This window comes from Sphingomonas ginkgonis, from assembly GCF_003970925.1.
Classification (GTDB): domain Bacteria; phylum Pseudomonadota; class Alphaproteobacteria; order Sphingomonadales; family Sphingomonadaceae; genus Sphingomicrobium; species Sphingomicrobium ginkgonis.
Genome location: NZ_RWJF01000001.1, coordinates 1,134,519 through 1,151,925, shown reverse-complemented (window position 1 = coordinate 1,151,925; position 17,407 = coordinate 1,134,519). Strand labels below are relative to the sequence as shown.

The following is a 17,407-nucleotide window of genomic DNA, read 5'->3' as shown; positions in this document are numbered from 1 at the left end:
TTCCGCCGCCTGGGGGGAACGAGCCTTGCCGACGCATTATCTCTGGTTGACCCTGCTGGTGCTGGCGGAGGGTGCCGTCATCGTCCGCGCCGTGCTGCTCGACGGGCGCGATCCCTATTCGCGCGCGGCCTGGGTGATGACGATTATCCTGCTCCCGATCCTGGGGGTGCTGCTCTACGCCACCTTCGGCGAGCCGTGGATGTCGCAGCGCTTCCGGCGACGCGCGGCGAAGGTTTCGCGGCACCTCCAGTCGCTGACCGTCGGACCGCGGCTGCAGCAGCCGATCGAGGCCCTGCCGGGCCACTTCCTCCCGCCGTTCCGCCAGGCCGAGGCCATCGCCGACATCGACGCCCGCGCCGGCAACCGCTTCTCGCTGGCACCGGACTCCGACAGCGCGGTCGACATGCTCGTCGCGGACATCGACTCCGCGCGCCGCACCGTCCACCTCAGCGTCTACATCTGGCTGACCGACCGCAACGGCGTAAAGCTGATCGAGGCGGTCATCCGCGCCGCGAAACGTGGCGTCCGGTGCCGGATCGCCGCCGACGCGCTGGGATCGCGCCAGCTGATCCGCTCGCTGCACTGGGATGCGATGCGGGACGCGGGCGTCGATATCTGCCCGTCGCTCAGCCTGCCCAAGGGCTTTAACCTGATCACCGCGCGCCGGCTCGATCTCCGCAATCACCGCAAGGTCGCGGTCATCGATAGCCGCGTGACCTATTGCGGAAGCCAGAACTTCGCCGATCCCGAGTTCCGCATCAAGGCCAAGTTTGCGCCCTGGGTCGATATGATGGTGCGGCTCGAGGGACCGCTCGCGCTGCAGAACGAGCTCATCTTCGCGAGCGCCTGGACCGTGGAGACGGGGGAGGACCTGTCCGAGCTGCTGACCAGCACCTCGGCCGACCCGGTCGAAGGCGGCGAGACCACCGGCGTTGCTTTCGCTACCGGCCCCTTGTCGCCGCGCGAGTGCATGTCGGGCGCCTTCTGCTCGCTGCTCTACGCGGCCGAGCACGAAGTGGTGGTGACCACCCCCTACTTCGTCCCCGACCAGCCGCTCCTGGCGGCGCTGGTGAACTGCGCCCGGCGCGGGGTCAGCGTGGTCCTTGTCCTGCCCGAGCGGAACGACAGCGCCCCCATCGGCGCGATCGCCAAGTCGCTTTACCCGCAGCTGCTACGCGCGGGCGTCCGAATCTTCGAGTTCAAGCCCGGCCTGCTCCACGCCAAGACGATGGTCGCGGACAGCGAGGTGGTGCTGATCGGGTCGGCCAACATGGACCGCCGCAGCCTCGAGCTCAACTTCGAGAACAACATGCTGCTCCATTCGCCCCGGCTGGCCGAGGCAGTCCGCGAGCGGCAGGAACATTATCTCTCGCAGTCGGAGGAGGTCAGCCAGGACGAGGTACGGCAGCGCTCGATCCTGCGGCGCTTCGTCGAGAATCTTCTCACCATGGCCGGCGCCCTGTTCTGAACCCGGACGCAAGAAGGGCCGCGGAGACGAACCCCGCGACCCTCCTGGTCTCGCCTCAGTCGGCGACTATTGGTTGGTCTGGCGGTTGAGGAAGCGCGGGATGTCGAGCGGCTCGCGGCGGATGGTCGGGGTTGGAGCGCCCTCCTCCACCTTGCCCGCGCCGCGCGCGATGTTGCTCATCCGCTCGAACAGCGTGCCGCTCTCCTTCGCTGTCGCCACACGCGGCTGCGCGTAGCCGGCCGCCTCGACCGGAGCCTCGTCGCGCGGCGGCGCGATCGGCGGGGTGCCAACCGGCGAGGTCAGGATGTCGTCGGAGTCGAGCAGCAGCTCGTCCCCGCCGTCATTGCCGTTGCCGAGCTCGAGCGGGTCGTTGATGTCGGCCGCCTGCGGCGCCTTCGGCTCGGCGCGGTAGGTCGCCGTGGGCTGCGGCTTGGCGATCGGCGCCGCGGCCACCGGCGCCGGCTGCGCGGTGGCGGTGGTCCGCCCCGGGAAGCTGAACACCTTGCCCTGCGTCGTCGCGGGCTGCTGCGCGACCTCGGCCTCGATGCCGGTCGCGACGACCGAGACCCGGATCTTGCCTTCGAGATCGTTGTTGAACGCCGAACCCCAGATGATGTTGGCGTCGGGGTCGACCAGCTCCTTGATGTGGCTGGCGGCCTCGTCGACTTCCATCAGGCGCATGTCCTCGCCGCCGACGATCGACACGATCACGCCCTTGGCGCCCCGCATGCTGACGCCATCAAGCAGCGGGTTAGAGATCGCCTTCTCGGCGGCCTGGATCGCGCGATTGTCGCCCGACGCCTCGCCGGTGCCCATCATCGCCTTGCCCATCTCGCCCATCACCGAGCGGACGTCGGCGAAGTCGAGGTTGATGAGGCCCGGCATGACCATCAGGTCGGTAATCCCGCGGACGCCCTGCTGGAGCACCTCGTCGGCCATCTCGAACGCTTCCTTGAAGGTCGTGTCCGAATTGGCGAGGCGGAACAGGTTCTGGTTGGGGATGACGATCAGCGTGTCGACATGCTGCTGGAGCTCGTCGATCCCGGCGTCGGCCGAGCGCATCCGCCGCGCGCCCTCGAAGGCGAACGGCTTGGTCACGACGCCGACGGTCAGGATTCCGCGGTCACGCGCCGCCTTGGCGATGACCGGCGCCGCGCCGGTGCCGGTGCCCCCACCCATGCCGGCAGCGATGAAGCACATGTGCGCGCCGTCAAGACAGCGCTCGAGCTCGTCGATCGTCTCTTCCGCGGCGGCCCGGCCGATCTCCGGCCGCGAGCCGGCGCCGAGCCCCTGCGTGATCTTCGGGCCGAGCTGGATGCGACGGTCGGCAAGGCTGTTGTTGAGCGCCTGCGCATCGGTATTGGCGACGAGGAAGTCGACCCCCTGGACATCCCGCCGGATCATGTTGGCGATGGCGTTCCCGCCGGCGCCCCCGACCCCGATGACGGCGATGCGCGGACGCAGTTCGTCGACTTCCGGCCGGATGAAATCGATGCTCATCGCCAAGTCCCCCCAATTGCGCCGACAGCGCGTTGAAACACAGGGACAAAGCTATGAATCGCCGGACTCTTCGGCACAAGCGAAAACGTTAACGCATGTGCAAAAAAGACGGTGAGCCGTGTCGCTTCGGACTCACTTGATTCACTCTGGGACAGCGAGCCGTTCAGTCGAGCGCAACTTGGTGAATCCGCGGCACCGCGACGAGCCACCACAGCGCTCCGAACAGTGCCACCGCGCCGGTCACCAGGAAGGCGCTGGCGTAACCCGCATTGTCGACCAGCGCGCCGGTGACGATCGGCCCTAGGATCCCCGACATGTTCCCGAGCGCGTTCTGGAAGCCGATCCAGCTGCCGGCGGCGCGCGGGCCGGCGAACATCTGCCCGACCGCGTAGGTGTTGAGCGACAGCACGCCGGTGGCGGCGCCGGCCAGGGCAAGCATGAGCGCGAGAATGGGGCCGCTGCCGGCAACGAAGATCCCGAGCACGGCGACGGCGGCGACCAGTTGCCCTCCCACCATCATCGCCCGGCGGATTCGACCCTCGTCGTGCCCGGCGCGCGTCCAGCGGTCGGAAAGCGTGCCGGCGACGGTCGCAGCGGCGGCCTGTACCGCGTAGCCGAAGGTCGCGAGCAGGGTCATCTGCCATATGGTGTAGCCCTGCGACTTGGTGAGAAAGAGCGGGAGCCAGGTCAGCAGGAAGTAGAAGGTGTAGTTGCTGGCAAAATGAGCGATGCTCATCGCCCACAGCGACCAGCGCCCGAGCAGCCGGCCGAGCGGCACCGGTGCCGGACGCTCCCGCCCCGCCGCGAGCGTCCGCGCGGCGCGGCTCCACGGCAGCAGCCACACGAGCGTGATCACGCCGAAAATCCAGAAGATGGCGCGCCAGCCGAGGCTGGCGAGGATGGCGCCGCCCGCCAGCGTTCCCACCGCCGGGCCCAGCGCCAGCGCCGCGGAGACGATCGCATTGGCCGCGCCGCGCCCGCCCGCAGGCACCTGCTCGGCGATGATCTTGCTGCTCGCGGGGAAGGCGATGCTCTCGCCCACTCCGAGCAGGACGCGCAGTACCAGCAGGCTCGCGAACCCGCCGGCGAAGCCGATCAGCAGCGTGCTCGCCGCCCACAGCAGCACGCCGCCGGCGAGGATCCGGGTCACCGAGAAGCGGTCGCACAGCCAGCCGACCACCAGCTGCACCGGCGCATAGATCCAGAAGAAGGCGCTGACCGCGATCCCGAACTGCTCGTTGGTGAGCTTGAGGTCGCCCTTCATCAGCGGGGCCGCAATCCCTACCGCGCCGCGATCGACATAGTTGAGGAATACCGCAGCGCCGAGCAGCACCACCAGCCAGCGAAGGGCTGCGCGCCCGGTCCGATCCGCGATGCTGGCCATGCTGTTCCTCTCGATTCTGGGCGGTGGCCCGCAGTGCAGCTTTAGAAACCGCCCCGCAGCGCCGACATGAAGCGGCCGACCACGCCTTCCGCCTTCTTCTTGGGTGCCATTGGCAGGCCGATGTCCCGGATGTCCGTCTCGCCGCCGCTCGCCAGCAGCGCGAGCCCGACCAGCGTCGAGAAACCGGGGCCGCTGTGCGCGTCGGGGAGGCCGGGGATCTGCCGCGGGCGGCCGACCCGCACCGCTCGGCCGAGCACGCCCTGCATATAGTCGGCGATGTTCTTGAGGTCGGCGCCGCCGCCGGTCAGCACCACCTGGCGGCCGACCGGTCCGGTAAAACCGAGGCTCTTGAGGCTGGCCTCGACCTCGCCGGTGACCTCCTCAATCCGTTGGCGGATGACGGTCATCAGCTGGGCGCGGCTGATCCGCATTGGCTCGGCGCCCTCTTCCGCACCGACCGCCAGCGCCTCGATCATCTCGTGATTGTCGCGTGGGGACGTCATGGCCGAGCCGTGGAAACATTTCATCCGCTCGGCGTCGCGGCGCTTCACCCCGAAGGCGCAGGCGATGTCGTCGGTGATGTCACGCGCGCCGAGCGGGATCGAGCGCAACCCCACCAGCATTCCGCCGGCGTGCAGGCTGACGTTGGTGACCTCGGCACCCAGTTCGACCAGCGCCACCCCGAGGTCGCGCTCCTCCTCGGTGAGGCAGGCCAGCGCCGCGGCGACCGGCGAGGCGACGATCGCCTTCACCCCGAGGTGCGCGGAGCGGATCGTAAGGTCGATATTGCGCAGCGGGGCCGGGTCGGCGGCAACGACGTGGATGTCGACCCCGAGCCGGTCGGCGTGGAGGCCGATCGGGTTCTTGACGCCCTGCACCCCGTCCAGCGTGTAGAGCGCGGGATGGGCGTGCAGAACCATCTGCCCGTCCCGGTTGATCGCATCGCGACCGGTGCGCAGCAGCTGGTCGACGTCGGTCTGCTCGACCTGGTGGCCACCGAGCTCCACCTCGACATTGGCGAGGTCGCTCGACAGGCCGCCGGCGCCGAAGCTCGCCCACACGTCGTCGATGGTGACGCCGGACAGCTTCTCGGCCTGCTCCACGGCTTCGCGAACCGCGAATTCGCTCGCCTCCATGTCGGCGATGTAGCCGCGCTTGATGCCGCGGCTCTGGCGCTGCCCGGTGCCGAGCACGGTGAGGCGCCCGTCCGTCTCCTGCGTGCAGATCAGCGCGGAAACCTTGGACGATCCGATATCGAGGGCGCCGATCAGCGGCTTGTCGGGCGACACGGCCATCAGCCGGCATTCTCCGTCGAGGGGGTCAGGCTCTCGCCGGGCGCGCGGGGCAGGCGGACTATCATCTTGTCGGGAAGGCGGAGATCGAAGCGGAGGATCCCCCGGCCGAGCAGCCCAGAAGACTTGTCGAGGCGGGCGAAGCGGGCCAGCGCCTGCGCGGCGGACGTGTCGCCTTCGGGAAGCGAGATCGTCTCGCCCGACTGGAAGGCGAGGTCCCACCGCCGGCCGCCGATCCAGGTCGCCGAGACGAGCTGCGGCTTGAGCGTCGGGACCGCGGCGATCAGCGATCCCAGTTCCCGGGCATGGCCGTTGGCGCCCGGCCCGATCAGCAGCGGCAGGTCGGGCATCCGGTCGACCGGGACCTTCTGCAGCACCACCCCGTCGCCATCGACGAGGTTGAGCTGCTCGCGATTTTGCCACACCGCCGCCGGAGTCCGCTCGACGATGTCGATCGCCAGCGTGTCGGGCAGCCGGCGCGACACCCGCGCATCCTTGACCCAGCCGAACTGCAGCAGCTTGCCGCGCACGGCCGCGACGTCGACCAGCGGCATTGCCTTGGACGGCTGGTCGAAGGCGATGGCGTAGATGGGCGCGGTCGCCATGTGGCGGTTGCCCTTGATGTCGACCCGCTTGAGCTCGAAGCCGGCGCCACCGACCGCTTCGCCAAGCTGCTCGCCGATCAGACGCGGAATGCCGAAGGCTACGATCAGCAGCGCGACGAGGAACGCCACGAACAGCCCAATTCCCCATCCCGCAAGCTTGTTCGCGCTGCCTTCCTCAAGCGGCAGCGCCGCCGCCAGCTTGCGCGCGGCGGTCGGCCGACCACCCTTCTTGGCCTTGCCTTTCCGTGCCCCCGCCGCCGCCATTACTCCAGCGCCTCCGCGATCAGCTTCTCGACCAGTTCACCATAAGAAATGCCGCGCTGCTTCGCCTGTTCGGGAACGAGGCTGAGCGGGGTCATGCCGGGCTGGGTGTTGACCTCGAGCAGGTAGAGGCCGTCTTCGCCCTGCTCGTCGTCCCAGCGGAAGTCTGAGCGCGAGGCGCCCTTGCAGCCGAGCACCCGGTGCGCATCCGCCGCCATCCGCATCATCGCCGCGGCGATGTCGGCGGGAACGTCGGCAGGGCAGACATGCTCGGTCATGCCATCGGTGTATTTGCTCTCGTAATCGTAGAAGCCGGTGCGCGGTTTCAGTTCGGTGACGCACAGCGACTCGCCGCCGACCACCGCGACGGTCAGCTCGTGCCCCCGCACGAACGGCTCGGCCAGCAATCGGTCGAAATGCTTCCACGGTCCCTCGGTCTCGCGACCGATCGGCGACCCGTAATTGCTCTCCTGGGTGACGATCGCCACGCCGACCGACGATCCCTCGTTGACCGGCTTCAGCACATAGGGCCGGGCGATCGGGTCGGCGTCGTAGAGCGTCTCGCTGTCGACGATCGTGCCCGCCGGCATGCGCACTCCGGCCGGGACCAGCAGCAGCTTGGTCAGTTCCTTGTCGATCGCGATCGCCGAGGTGGTGAGCCCGCTGTGGGTATAGCGGATTCCCATCAGGTCGAGCATGCCCTGAACCGTCCCGTCCTCGCCGGGCGTGCCGTGCAGGGCGTTGAACACGACGTCAGGCCGGAGCTCGGCCAGCTTGGCGGCGACGTCGCGCTCCATGTCGAGGGTGGTGACGTTGGACCAGCCACGCTCGCGCAGCGCGTCGGCGACCCCGCGACCGCTGGTCAGCGACACGTCGCGCTCGGACGACCAGCCGCCCATCAGCACGACCACGTGCATGTCGCGGTTCACCCCTTCACTCCCACCCGCTGAATCTCCCATTCCAGCTCGACGCCGCTGTCGGCGCGCACCCGGCGCCGGACCTCCTCGCCCAATGCCTCGATGTCCGCGCTCGTCGCGCTTCCCAAGTTGAGGAGGAAGTTGCAATGCTTTTCCGAGACTTGGGCATCGCCGATCGTCAGGCCCCGGCAGCCGGCCCGGTCGATGACCTCCCACGCCTTGCTCGGCAGCGGGTTCTTGAAGGTTGAACCACCGGTCTTCGAGCGCAGCGGCTGCGAGGCCTCGCGGCTGGCGGCGATGCGGTCCATCTCGGCCTGGATCGCCGCTGACTCGCCCTCGGTGCCCCGGAAGGTGGCGGAAACGACGATCGCCTGCACGGGCAGCGCGCTGTGGCGATAGGTGTAGCCGAGTTCGTCGAGCGACAGCGTCCGCCGCTCGCCCGAGCGGAGCACCACCTCGGCCTCGACGAGGATGTCCCGCACCTCGCGCCCGTAGGCGCCGCCGTTCATCCGGACGAAGCCGCCGACCGTACCGGGGATGGAGCGGAGGAACTCGATGCCGGCGATCCCCGCGTCTCGCGCGGCCGAGGAGACGAGGATCCCGCTCGCCCCGCCGCCGCAGCGCAGGGTGAGATCGTCGAGCCGCTCGACCTTGGCGAACGCCTTGCCGAGGCGGACTACCACGCCGGGCACGCCGCCATCGCGAACGATGAGGTTGGAGCCGAGACCCAGGCCCATGACCGGGACGGCGGGATCGAGCCCGCGCAGCGCCGCGGCAAGGTCGTCCACGTCCTTCGGCTCAAACAGCCATTCGGCGGCGCCACCGGCCTTGAACCAGACGAGCGGCGCCAGCGGAGCGTTGCGGGTCAGCTTGCCCTGCACGCCGAACGGCGTCCGATCGGCGACGAGCCCGGGGCGGTTGGTGTCGGAAAGAAGGCCGCTCATCGGCTTTCCCGGGCGCTGCCGATCGCCCCGGCCAGGCCCGCCGCCCATTTGGTGATGTCGCCGGCGCCCATGCAGATCACCATGTCGCCGTTCGCGACGAGATCGCGCAGGCAGCGAGCGAGGTGGCCGTTGTCGTCGACGGTGTGGACGGCGCGGTGCCCCTTGGCGCGCAGCTGCTCGGCCAGCGCTTCGTTGTCGACACCCTCGATCGGCGCCTCGCCGGCCGCATAGACCGGGCTGACGAGCACCACGTCGGCGTCGTTGAAGGCGTTGGTGAAGTCGTCCATCAGCGACTGAAGCCGGGAGTAGCGGTGCGGCTGGACGACCGCGATCACCCGGCCCTCGCCGATCCCCTCGCGCGCCGCCGACAGCACCGCGCGGATCTCCACCGGATGATGGGCATAGTCGTCGATGATCGTCGCGCCGTCGACCTCGCCGACGCGGGTGAAGCGGCGCTTGACCCCGCCGAAGCCTTCCAGCCCGCGGGCGATCCCTTCGTCGTCCATGCCAAGCTCGAGTCCGACCGCAATCGCGGCCAGCGCGTTCTGGACATTGTGGCGCCCGGGCATGGGGACGCGGACGCCCTCGATCACCCGCCGCTCGCCGTTCGCGCCGCGAACGACCGCGTCGAAGCGCGATCCGCCCGCCTCGGCGGTCACATTGTCGGCCCGCAGGTCGGCGAGCGCGGAGAAGCCGTAGGTCACGACGCGGCGGTCGCGGATCCGCGACAGGATGTTCTGCACCTCGGGATGGTCGACGCACATCACCGCCAGCCCGTAGAAGGGGACGTTCTCGATGAACTCGACGAAACAGTCCTTCACCCGCTCGAAGCTGCCGTAGTGCTCGAGGTGCTCGGGGTCGATGTTGGTCACCACCGCGATGGTGCCGTCAAGCCGGAGGAAACTGCCGTCGCTCTCGTCGGCCTCAACCACCATCCAGTCGGACGAACCCAGCCGTGCGTTGGAGCCGTAGCTGTTGATGATCCCGCCGTTGATCACGGTCGGATGAATCCCGCCGCTGTCGAGCATCGCCGCGATCAGCGAGGTGGTGGTGGTCTTGCCGTGGGTGCCGGCGACCGCGATGGTCGACTGCATCCGCATCAGCTCGGCCAGCATCTCCGCCCGCCGCACCCGCGGCAGGCGGCGCTCGGCGGCGGCGCGGACCTCGGGGTTGTCGTCGCGGATCGCGGTCGAGCAGACCACGACCGTCGCGTCGCCGAGATTGTCGGCGCTCTGCCCGACCATCACCGGGATGCCCGCCTTGCGGAGCCCCTCGACGACATAGCTCTCGCTCTGGTCCGAGCCCTGCACCTTGTAGCCGAGCTGGTGCATCACCTCCGCGATGCCGGACATGCCGATGCCGCCAATGCCGATGAAGTGGATCGTCCCGATATCGGTCCCGAACGCCTTCATGCCGGGGCGCCCGCGGCAGCGGCGCTGAGCCGGGCAGGCCGGGTCTTGGCCGGCCCGACCAGCAGCGGCGACGCCTTTCCTGCGACCTGCTCGACGAGGTCGGCGAGGTCGCTTGCGGCATGCGGACGCCCGACCGCTAGGGCGCGCGCCGCCGCGTTGGCGAGCGCGACCGGGTCGGCGGCGAGCGCCTCGATCTGGCGGGCCAGAGTGTCGGGCGTGAATTCGGTCTGGACGATCATCCGCGCTCCGCCCGACTTCACCATCTCGCGCGCGTTGGCGGTCTGGTGGTCGTCGGTGGCGATCGGCAGCGGGATCAGCACGGCAGGTCGCCCCGCCGCGGTCAACTCGGCGATGGTCGAGGCGCCCGCCCGCCCGATTACCACATGGGCCTCGCCGAGTTCGGCCGGCATATCGTGGATGTAGGTGGCGAGATCGGCCGGGATCTCCAGCTTGCGATACGTTTCACGGACCCGCTCCATCTCCTCCGGGCGGACTTGTTGGACGACCTGAAGCCGATGGCGGAGCGACGCATCGAGCGCACCCAGCCCGGCCGGCACCACGTCACTCAGCACCGAGGCGCCCTGGCTTCCGCCCGTCACCAGGATCTTGAGCGGCGCCACCTCGTCGAATGCGGGGAACGGCAGCTCGCCTAGCCGGACGATGCTGTCGCGCACCGGGTTGCCGACCAGCCGTACCTTACCCTGCTGGGCAGGCTTGAGCTTCTCGATCGTCGGGTAAGCCGTGGCGATCGCCTGCGCTTCGCGCGCCAGCAGCCGATTGACCCGGCCCAGCACCGCATTCTGCTCGTGCAGGACGGTCGGGATCTTCAGCGACGACGCCGCGAGCAGCGCGGGGAAGGCCGGGTAGCCGCCGAACCCCACCACGGCGTCGGGCCGGTGCTGGCGATAGAGCCGCTTCGCTTCGCGCCGCCCGGCGAGCACCGAGCGCACCGCCTTGAGGAGGCCGAGCGGGCCACCGCCGAGGCGCCCGGCCGGCAGCACATGGACGGGCACGCCGTCAAACAGGCCCGGAATGCGCCGGCCCCGATCGTCGGTGATCAGTAGCACGCCATGGCCCCGCCGCTTCAGCTCGGCGGCGAGGGCATGGGCGGGGATCATGTGTCCGCCGGTTCCTCCGGCGGCGAGTACGAAATTCATGCGCGTCACGCGGTTTCCCGGTCCCCGCTCCACTTCACGACATAGGGCGAGCGCTTCAGATACGGATTTCTGCGGGTAAAGGCGAGCAGAAGCCCCATCCCGATGGACAACGCCAGCATCGACGAGCCACCATAGCTGATGAACGGCAGGGTCATGCCCTTGGACGGTGCCAGGTGGACGTTGACCGCCATGTTGATCATCGCCTGCAGCCCGAACTCTACCGCCAGACCGGCCGCGGCGAGAATGGCGAAGCTGTTCTCCTCGTCGAGCAGCTTGATCAGCACGCGGGCGACGATCGCCAGGTAGAGGCAGGCGATGGCGATGCAGGCGATCAGCCCGAACTCCTCGCCGATGACCGAGAAGATGTAGTCGGTGTGCGGCTCGGGCAGGCCGAACTTGCGGGTCCCGGCGCCCGGGCCCATGCCGAGCAGTCCGCCCGCGGTCAGCGTCCGCATCGCGTTGATCACCTGGAAGTTGTCGCCTTCGCCATAGAGGAAGCCGTCGATCCGGACGGTGGCGACGGGGTAGAAGAAGTAGGCGAGGACGACGCCGACCGCGCCGAGCGCGCCGATGATCCCGAGGATCCGGAGCGGCAGGCCGGCGAGCGCCAGCATCGCCACCCACACGGTGACGAAGATGACCGTCGAACCAAAGTCGGGCTGCTTCATCAACAGCACCGCGACGATCCCGACCACCAGCGCCGAGGCGGGATAGACCGGCAGGCTCTTGTCGCCCTCCTTGAGGGAAAGTAGCCACGCCATCGACACGACAAAGAAGGGCTTGAGGAACTCCGACGGCTGGACTTGCGCGAAGCCGACGCCGATCCAGCGCCGGGCGCCGTTCACCTCAGGCCCGATGATCGGGACGAACACCAGCATCGCCATGAACACCGCGGCGCCGACGAGCGACAGGCGGCGAGCCCGCTCGCGCGGCATCATCGAAATGCCGACCATCACCGGTACCGACAGCGCGATCCAGACGAGCTGGCGATAAAAGAAGTGCAGCCCGGCAAGCTGGAGCGTGCCGCCCGAGTAGCGCTCGCCCGCCGCAGGCGAGGCGGCGGCGACCGCGATCAGCCCGATCGCGATCAGCACCGTGACCAGCAGCAGCAGGACTCGGTCGATCTCCCAGAACCAGCGGCCGATGGCGGAGCGGTCGGCCCGGCCGTAGCGGTTCGCGTCGACCAGGCCGCGCGTCGCCTTCAGTCTTCCAGTGATGCTGGTCATGACAATGCCCCCACGGCGTTTCGGAACGCTTCCCCGCGCGCCTCGAAGTCCCGGAACTGGTCGAACGAGGCGCTCGCCGGGGAGAGTAGAACAACATCGCCCGGCTGTGAATCCGCCGCCGCGCGATTCACCGCATTTTCAAGCGTTTCGCATGGCTCCACGGCCACACCGCGAGCTTCCAGCAGGCGGGCGAACATCGGCCCGGCCTTGCCGATGGTGTAGGCCTTGGCGACATGGCCGAGGTGGTCGGCCGCAGGCCCCAGATCCTCGGTCTTGGCGAGCCCCCCGACGATCCACCGAACACGCTCGAACGCGGCGAGCGCCGGAGCGGCGGATTCCGCATTGGTGGCTTTGCTGTCGTTGACGAACAGGACGCCGTCGCGGTTCGCCACGCGCTCCATTCGATGGGGCAGGCCGGGATAGGTGTGAAGGGCGTCGGCGATTTGTTCGTCAGCGATTCCGAGCGCCTGCGCGGTGAGGAGCGCCGCCAGAATGTTCTGCTCGTTGTGCGGTCCCACCAAGGCGTCACCCCCGCGGAAGCGGGGGTCCAGCTTGAGGGAAGAAGCGGGATCCCCGCTTGCGCGGGGATGACGGGAAGCGATCGAGCGCGTCGGTGCGTCGCTGCCCACGATGACCGTCTCGCCGCTCGACATGTCGAACAGCCGAGCCTTGCTTGCTGCATAGGCCTCGAAGCTGTCGTACCGGTCGAGATGATCCGGCGTGATGTTGAGCAGCACCGCGACATCGCAGTCGAGGCTCTGCGTCAGGTCGATCTGGTAGCTCGACAGCTCGAGCACATAGACCCCGCCCGCGGGCAGCGGGTTCTGCGCTAGGATCGGCAGGCCGATGTTGCCGCCCATCGTCGTCGGCACGCCGGCGGTCTTCAGGATGTGGTGGACCAGCGCCGTCGTCGTCGACTTGCCGTTGGTGCCGGTGATCCCGACCACATTGTGCGCCGGCAGCTCGGGCCGGGCGCGGGCGAACAGCTCGATGTCGCCGATGATTTCGACCCCTGCCTCGCGGGCGCGGGCGGCGAGCGGGTGGGTGTTGAGCGGAACGCCGGGGGAGAGGACGAGGGCGTCGATGCCCGAGAGGTCGTCGAGGGGGGCGAGGGTCAACTGATCCTCCCCTGCCCTTGCAGGGGAGGTGGCAGTCGCGCCAGCGACTGACGGAGGGGCCCCTCCACCAGTCGCCGATGGCGAGCGGTCCCCCTCCCCTGCAACGGCAGGGGAGGATTTGAGCGCAGCCCTCGCCACTTCCCGCTCGTCCCACGCGGTGACCGTCGCCCCGCTCGCCAGCAGCGCGCGCACCGTCGCGAGGCCCGATCGCGCCAGGCCGTAGACCGCATAGTGCCGGCCGGCCCAGGCGCGGGCCGTGATCACCGGAGCTTGAGGGTCGACAGCCCCGCCAGCGCGAGGATGAAGGCGACGATCCAGAAGCGGATCACCACGGTCGGCTCGCTCCACCCGAGCTGCTCGAAATGATGATGGATCGGCGCCATCTTGAAGATGCGCCGGCCGGTGCGCTTGAACCAGAAAACCTGGATGATGACGCTGACGGCTTCGAGCACGAACAGCCCGCCGACGATCGCCAGCACGAACTCGTGATGGCAGGCGACCGCAACCGCGCCGAGGGCTCCGCCGAGTGCGAGGCTTCCGGTGTCGCCCATGAAGACCGCCGCCGGGGGCGCGTTGAACCAGAGGAACGCGAGCCCCGCCCCGACCACTGCCAGCAGCAGCACCGTGAGGTCGCCGACGCCCGGTACGTGCGGGATGCCGAGGTAGGTGGCGAACTTCGCATTGCCGACCAGATAAGCGATGATGAGGAAGGCGATCGAAGCGATGATCACCGGCATGGTGGCCAGTCCGTCTAGCCCGTCGGTGAGGTTCACTGCATTGCCGAACGCGACGATCACGAACGCCCCGAAGATGACGTAAAGCCAGCCGAGGTAGAGCACCGGCCCGGAGTAAAAGGGCAGGTAGAGATTGGTGTTGCCCGACTGGACCATCAGGAAGGTCGCCGCGCCGGCGATCAGGAACTCGAACATCAGGCGCGTTTTGCCGCTCAGCCCTGCATGATGGGCCTTCCGGACCTTGTCCCAGTCGTCGAGGAAGCCGATCAGCCCGAACCCGCCGGTGACCAGCAGGCAGGCCCAGACATAGGGGTTGCGAAGGTCCATCCAGAGCAGGACCGAGATCCCGACCGAGATCAGGATCAGCAGCCCGCCCATGGTTGGCGTGCCGCGCTTGGCGAGGTGGGTCTGCGGCCCGTCGGCGCGGATCGGCTGCCCCTTGCCCTGGCGCACCCGCAGCCATCCGATGAAGGTCGGTCCCCAGATCAGGCCGATCACCAGCGCGGTCGCGCTCGCCGCGCCAGCCCGGAAGCTGATGTAGCGGACAAGATTGAGAAGGTGCGGAAACCCGAAATATTCGGCGATCAGGTAGAGCATTACCGGCCAGCTCCTGCCACTCGCTCGACCAGTTTCGCAAGCCCGACCGAGTTGGACGCCTTGACCAGCACCGCGTCGCCCGGCGCGAGCCGCTGGAGCAGCAGGTCGGCGGCCTCGTCGGGACTGCCGACCCGGGCAACCTCGGCCCGGCCGCTCAGCGCCCGCTCGAGCGGCTGGGTCTCCTCGCCGACGAGGATCACCTCGCGCACCTCGGCGTCGGAGATCGGGTCCGCCAGCCCGGCGTGCAGCTCGTCGCTGTGGGTGCCGAGCTCGCGCATCGCGCCGAGCACCAGCAGGTGCCGGCCCGGCTCGGTCGCCAGCGTCTTCAGAGTCGCCGCGACGGAAGCGGGGTTGGCGTTGTAGCTCTCGTCGATCAGCAGCGCCTCGCCGCCGGGCAGCGCCACGCGGTGACGCTCGCCCCGACCCTTGAGGCCCCCGAGATCGGCCAGCGCGAGGCCCGCCGCCGCCACGTCGGCGCCAACTGCCTCGACCGCGGCGAGCACCGCCAGCGCGTTCGACACCCAGTGCTCGCCGCGCTGGCTGACGGTGAAGGTCAGCTCGCAATGGACCAGCCGCGCGGTGACCAGGCTGCCGCCCCCGTCGGCGGGGACGAAGTGAAGCGCCGAGACCTCCGCGTCGGGGGCGCCGAAGGTGATCGTCTCGCCCGCATGACGGCGGGCGGCGCGGATCAGCCGGTCGCGCTGCGGCGTGTTGGCCGGGATGATCGCGACGCCTTCCTCCTCCAGCCCCTGGAAGATCTCGCCCTTGGCGTCGGCAATTCCGTCGAGCGACCCGAGGTTCTCGATGTGCGCCGGGCCGATCGCGGTGATCAGCGCGACGTGCGGGCGGACGAGCCGGGTCAAAGCGGAGATCTCGCCGGCGTGGTTCATCCCCATCTCGAGCACCGCATACCTGCTGTCGCGCGGCATCCGGGCGAGGCTGAGCGGGACGCCCGTATGATTGTTGTAACTCTTGACCGAGCGATGGACCCGCCCGCGCGCCCGGCGCTCGAGCGCGGCGGCAAGCGCCTCCTTGGTGCTGGTCTTGCCGACCGAGCCGGTGACCCCGACGACCTTGCCACTCATTCGCGCCCGGGCCGCGATCGCGAGCGCGGTAAGCGCCGCCGGCACGTCCGCGACCAGCACGTGCGGACCGTCAACCGGCCGCGACACCAGCGCCGCTGTTGCTCCCTTGAGGAAAGCGCCGGCGACGAAATCGTGCCCGTCGGCCACCGTTCCGGGCATGGCGACGAAGAGGAAGCCCGGCTCGATCTCCCGGCTGTCGAAGGCGATCCCGCCGACGTCGAAAAGTTCCGACGCGGTCCCGCCCGTCGCTTGCTCGATCTCGGCCGAGGTCCAAAGCGGCGCGCTCATGCCGCCATCTCGCGCGCCACCTCGGCATCGTCGAACGGAAGCACCCGGTCGCCAACGATTTGCCCGGTCTCGTGTCCCTTGCCCGCCAGGAGGATGATGTCACCCTTGCGCGCGACCTCGATTGCGCGCCCGATCGCGGCGCGACGGTCGGCGACTTCGATCGCACCCTCCGCAGCCGCCATGATCTCGGCCCGGATCAATGCCGGGTCCTCGCTCCGGGGGTTGTCGTCGGTGACGATGACGACGTCTCCTAGGCGGCTCGCCACCCGGCCCATGTCCGGGCGCTTGCCCTGGTCGCGGTCGCCACCGGCACCGAAGACGATGATCAGCTTGCCCTCGACGTGCGGGCGCAGCGCGGCGATCGCCGCCTCGATCGCGTCGGGCGTATGGGCGTAGTCGACGTAGACCGGCGCGCCGGCGGGCGTGATCACCGCCCGTTCCAGCCGCCCGCGCACCGGCGCGAGCCGGCCCATGCCGGTGAAGGTCGTCGCCCAGGTTCCGCCGGTCGCCAGCACCAGACCCGCAGCGACCAGCACGTTGGCGGCCTGGTAGGCACCGATCAGCGGCAGCGCGAGCTTCTGCTCCTTGCCCCCCTCGTGGCTCAGCACCAGCACCTGCCCGAGCGGGCTCGGGGTCTGGCTGACCAGGCGGATCGTCTCCCCCGCCCGGCCGACGGTGAGCAGCTTCAGCCCGCGGCGGCGGACATGCTCGATTACCTCGCCGGAGCGGGGATCGTCGGTCCACACCACCGCAGTCCCATCGGCCGCGACCACCTCGTCGACCAACCGCATCTTGGCCGCGAAGTAGGAGTCCATCGTCTGGTGGTAATCGAGATGGTCGCGCGAGAAATTGGTGAAGGCCGCCGCCGCGACTGGCACTCCCTCCGACCGGTACTGGTCCAGGCCATGGCTCGACGCCTCGTAGGCGACATGGCTGATGCCAAGCTTCTTCAACCCCGCCATGTTCGACAGGAAGGTGACGATGTCGGGGCTGGTCAGCCCGGTCGAGACCTGGTCGTCGCTGGTCGTGACGCCCAGCGTCCCGATCGAGGCGGAGCGATGCCCGGCCATTCGCCACAGCTGCCGCGTCATCTCGACCGTCGAGGTCTTGCCGTTGGTGCCGGTGACCGCGACGGCGGTGCCGGGGAACGGCGCCATGACCCGCGCCGCCAGCTCGGCGAAGCGGCGCCGCGGCCGTTCGTCGGCGATCAGCGCGGCGCCTGGAACCTCGACTCCTGGCCTGGCGACCACCGCGACGGCGCCGCGCTCGATTGCCTCGGGGATGAAGTCCTCGCCGTTGAAGCGGGCGCCCTCGAAGGCGCCGAACAGGCAGCCCGGCGCCACCCGCCGGTGGTCGATCGATACACAAGTCACGTCGGAATCGCTGTCGATCCCGGCCAGATCCCTCAACCGCATTGCC

The 17,407-nt window shown here is 69.2% G+C and carries 14 protein-coding genes; 1 reads left to right on the top strand and 13 read right to left on the bottom strand.

Annotated features, from left to right (window positions below; translation table 11 throughout):
* The first annotated feature begins 25 nt into the window (after positions 1 to 25).
* Complete coding sequence (gene cls, locus HMF7854_RS05555; RefSeq protein WP_126718181.1) at positions 26 to 1,468, top strand: cardiolipin synthase; 1,443 nt, start codon at positions 26 to 28, stop codon at positions 1,466 to 1,468.
* Positions 1,469 to 1,534: 66 nt separating this feature from the next.
* On the opposite strand, the gene ftsZ is transcribed toward cls, so the two are convergent.
* The 13 genes from ftsZ to HMF7854_RS05490 form a co-directional block, all read right to left on the bottom strand.
* Positions 1,535 to 2,968 (bottom strand): cell division protein FtsZ, encoded by a 1,434-nt coding sequence (ftsZ, locus tag HMF7854_RS05550; protein WP_126718180.1) that lies wholly within the window; start codon positions 2,966 to 2,968, stop codon positions 1,535 to 1,537.
* Between the two features lie 163 nt (positions 2,969 to 3,131).
* Positions 3,132 to 4,352 (bottom strand): MFS transporter, encoded by a 1,221-nt coding sequence (locus HMF7854_RS05545; RefSeq protein WP_126718179.1) that lies wholly within the window; start codon positions 4,350 to 4,352, stop codon positions 3,132 to 3,134.
* A 41-nt stretch (positions 4,353 to 4,393) separates the two neighbouring features.
* A complete protein-coding gene (ftsA, locus tag HMF7854_RS05540; RefSeq protein WP_126718178.1) occupies positions 4,394 to 5,647 on the bottom strand; it encodes a cell division protein FtsA in 1,254 nt (417 codons plus the stop codon).
* On the bottom strand, positions 5,647 to 6,513 hold the full coding sequence (locus HMF7854_RS05535) for a cell division protein FtsQ/DivIB (protein WP_126718177.1): 867 nt from the start codon (positions 6,511 to 6,513) through the stop codon (positions 5,647 to 5,649). Before HMF7854_RS05535 ends, ftsA begins: the two co-directional genes overlap by 1 nt.
* Positions 6,513 to 7,469: a D-alanine--D-alanine ligase gene (locus HMF7854_RS05530; protein ID WP_185829169.1), complete on the bottom strand. Its 957-nt coding sequence runs from the start codon at positions 7,467 to 7,469 to the stop codon at positions 6,513 to 6,515. The genes HMF7854_RS05535 and HMF7854_RS05530 overlap by 1 nt, the downstream gene beginning before the upstream one ends.
* On the bottom strand, positions 7,436 to 8,371 hold the full coding sequence (gene murB, locus HMF7854_RS05525) for a UDP-N-acetylmuramate dehydrogenase (RefSeq protein ID WP_126718176.1): 936 nt from the start codon (positions 8,369 to 8,371) through the stop codon (positions 7,436 to 7,438). Before murB ends, HMF7854_RS05530 begins: the two co-directional genes overlap by 34 nt.
* Positions 8,368 to 9,783, bottom strand: coding sequence for a UDP-N-acetylmuramate--L-alanine ligase (gene murC / locus HMF7854_RS05520; protein WP_126718175.1), 1,416 nt, complete (start codon positions 9,781 to 9,783; stop codon positions 8,368 to 8,370). Before murC ends, murB begins: the two co-directional genes overlap by 4 nt.
* Complete coding sequence (murG, locus tag HMF7854_RS05515; protein ID WP_126720086.1) at positions 9,780 to 10,940, bottom strand: undecaprenyldiphospho-muramoylpentapeptide beta-N-acetylglucosaminyltransferase; 1,161 nt, start codon at positions 10,938 to 10,940, stop codon at positions 9,780 to 9,782. The genes murC and murG overlap by 4 nt, the downstream gene beginning before the upstream one ends.
* Positions 10,941 to 10,945: 5 nt before the next feature.
* Positions 10,946 to 12,166 (bottom strand): FtsW/RodA/SpoVE family cell cycle protein, encoded by a 1,221-nt coding sequence (locus HMF7854_RS05510; protein ID WP_126718174.1) that lies wholly within the window; start codon positions 12,164 to 12,166, stop codon positions 10,946 to 10,948.
* Positions 12,163 to 13,548, bottom strand: coding sequence for a UDP-N-acetylmuramoyl-L-alanine--D-glutamate ligase (gene murD / locus HMF7854_RS05505; protein ID WP_126718173.1), 1,386 nt, complete (start codon positions 13,546 to 13,548; stop codon positions 12,163 to 12,165). Before murD ends, HMF7854_RS05510 begins: the two co-directional genes overlap by 4 nt.
* The gene (gene mraY / locus HMF7854_RS05500; RefSeq protein WP_126718172.1) at positions 13,545 to 14,615 is read right to left on the bottom strand and encodes a phospho-N-acetylmuramoyl-pentapeptide-transferase; all 1,071 of its coding nucleotides are present in this window, start codon (positions 14,613 to 14,615) and stop codon (positions 13,545 to 13,547) included. Before mraY ends, murD begins: the two co-directional genes overlap by 4 nt.
* Positions 14,615 to 15,988 (bottom strand): UDP-N-acetylmuramoyl-tripeptide--D-alanyl-D-alanine ligase, encoded by a 1,374-nt coding sequence (locus HMF7854_RS05495; RefSeq protein ID WP_126718171.1) that lies wholly within the window; start codon positions 15,986 to 15,988, stop codon positions 14,615 to 14,617. Before HMF7854_RS05495 ends, mraY begins: the two co-directional genes overlap by 1 nt.
* Positions 15,985 to 17,403 (bottom strand): UDP-N-acetylmuramoyl-L-alanyl-D-glutamate--2,6-diaminopimelate ligase, encoded by a 1,419-nt coding sequence (locus HMF7854_RS05490; RefSeq protein ID WP_126718170.1) that lies wholly within the window; start codon positions 17,401 to 17,403, stop codon positions 15,985 to 15,987. Before HMF7854_RS05490 ends, HMF7854_RS05495 begins: the two co-directional genes overlap by 4 nt.
* Positions 17,404 to 17,407: the final 4 nt, after the last annotated feature.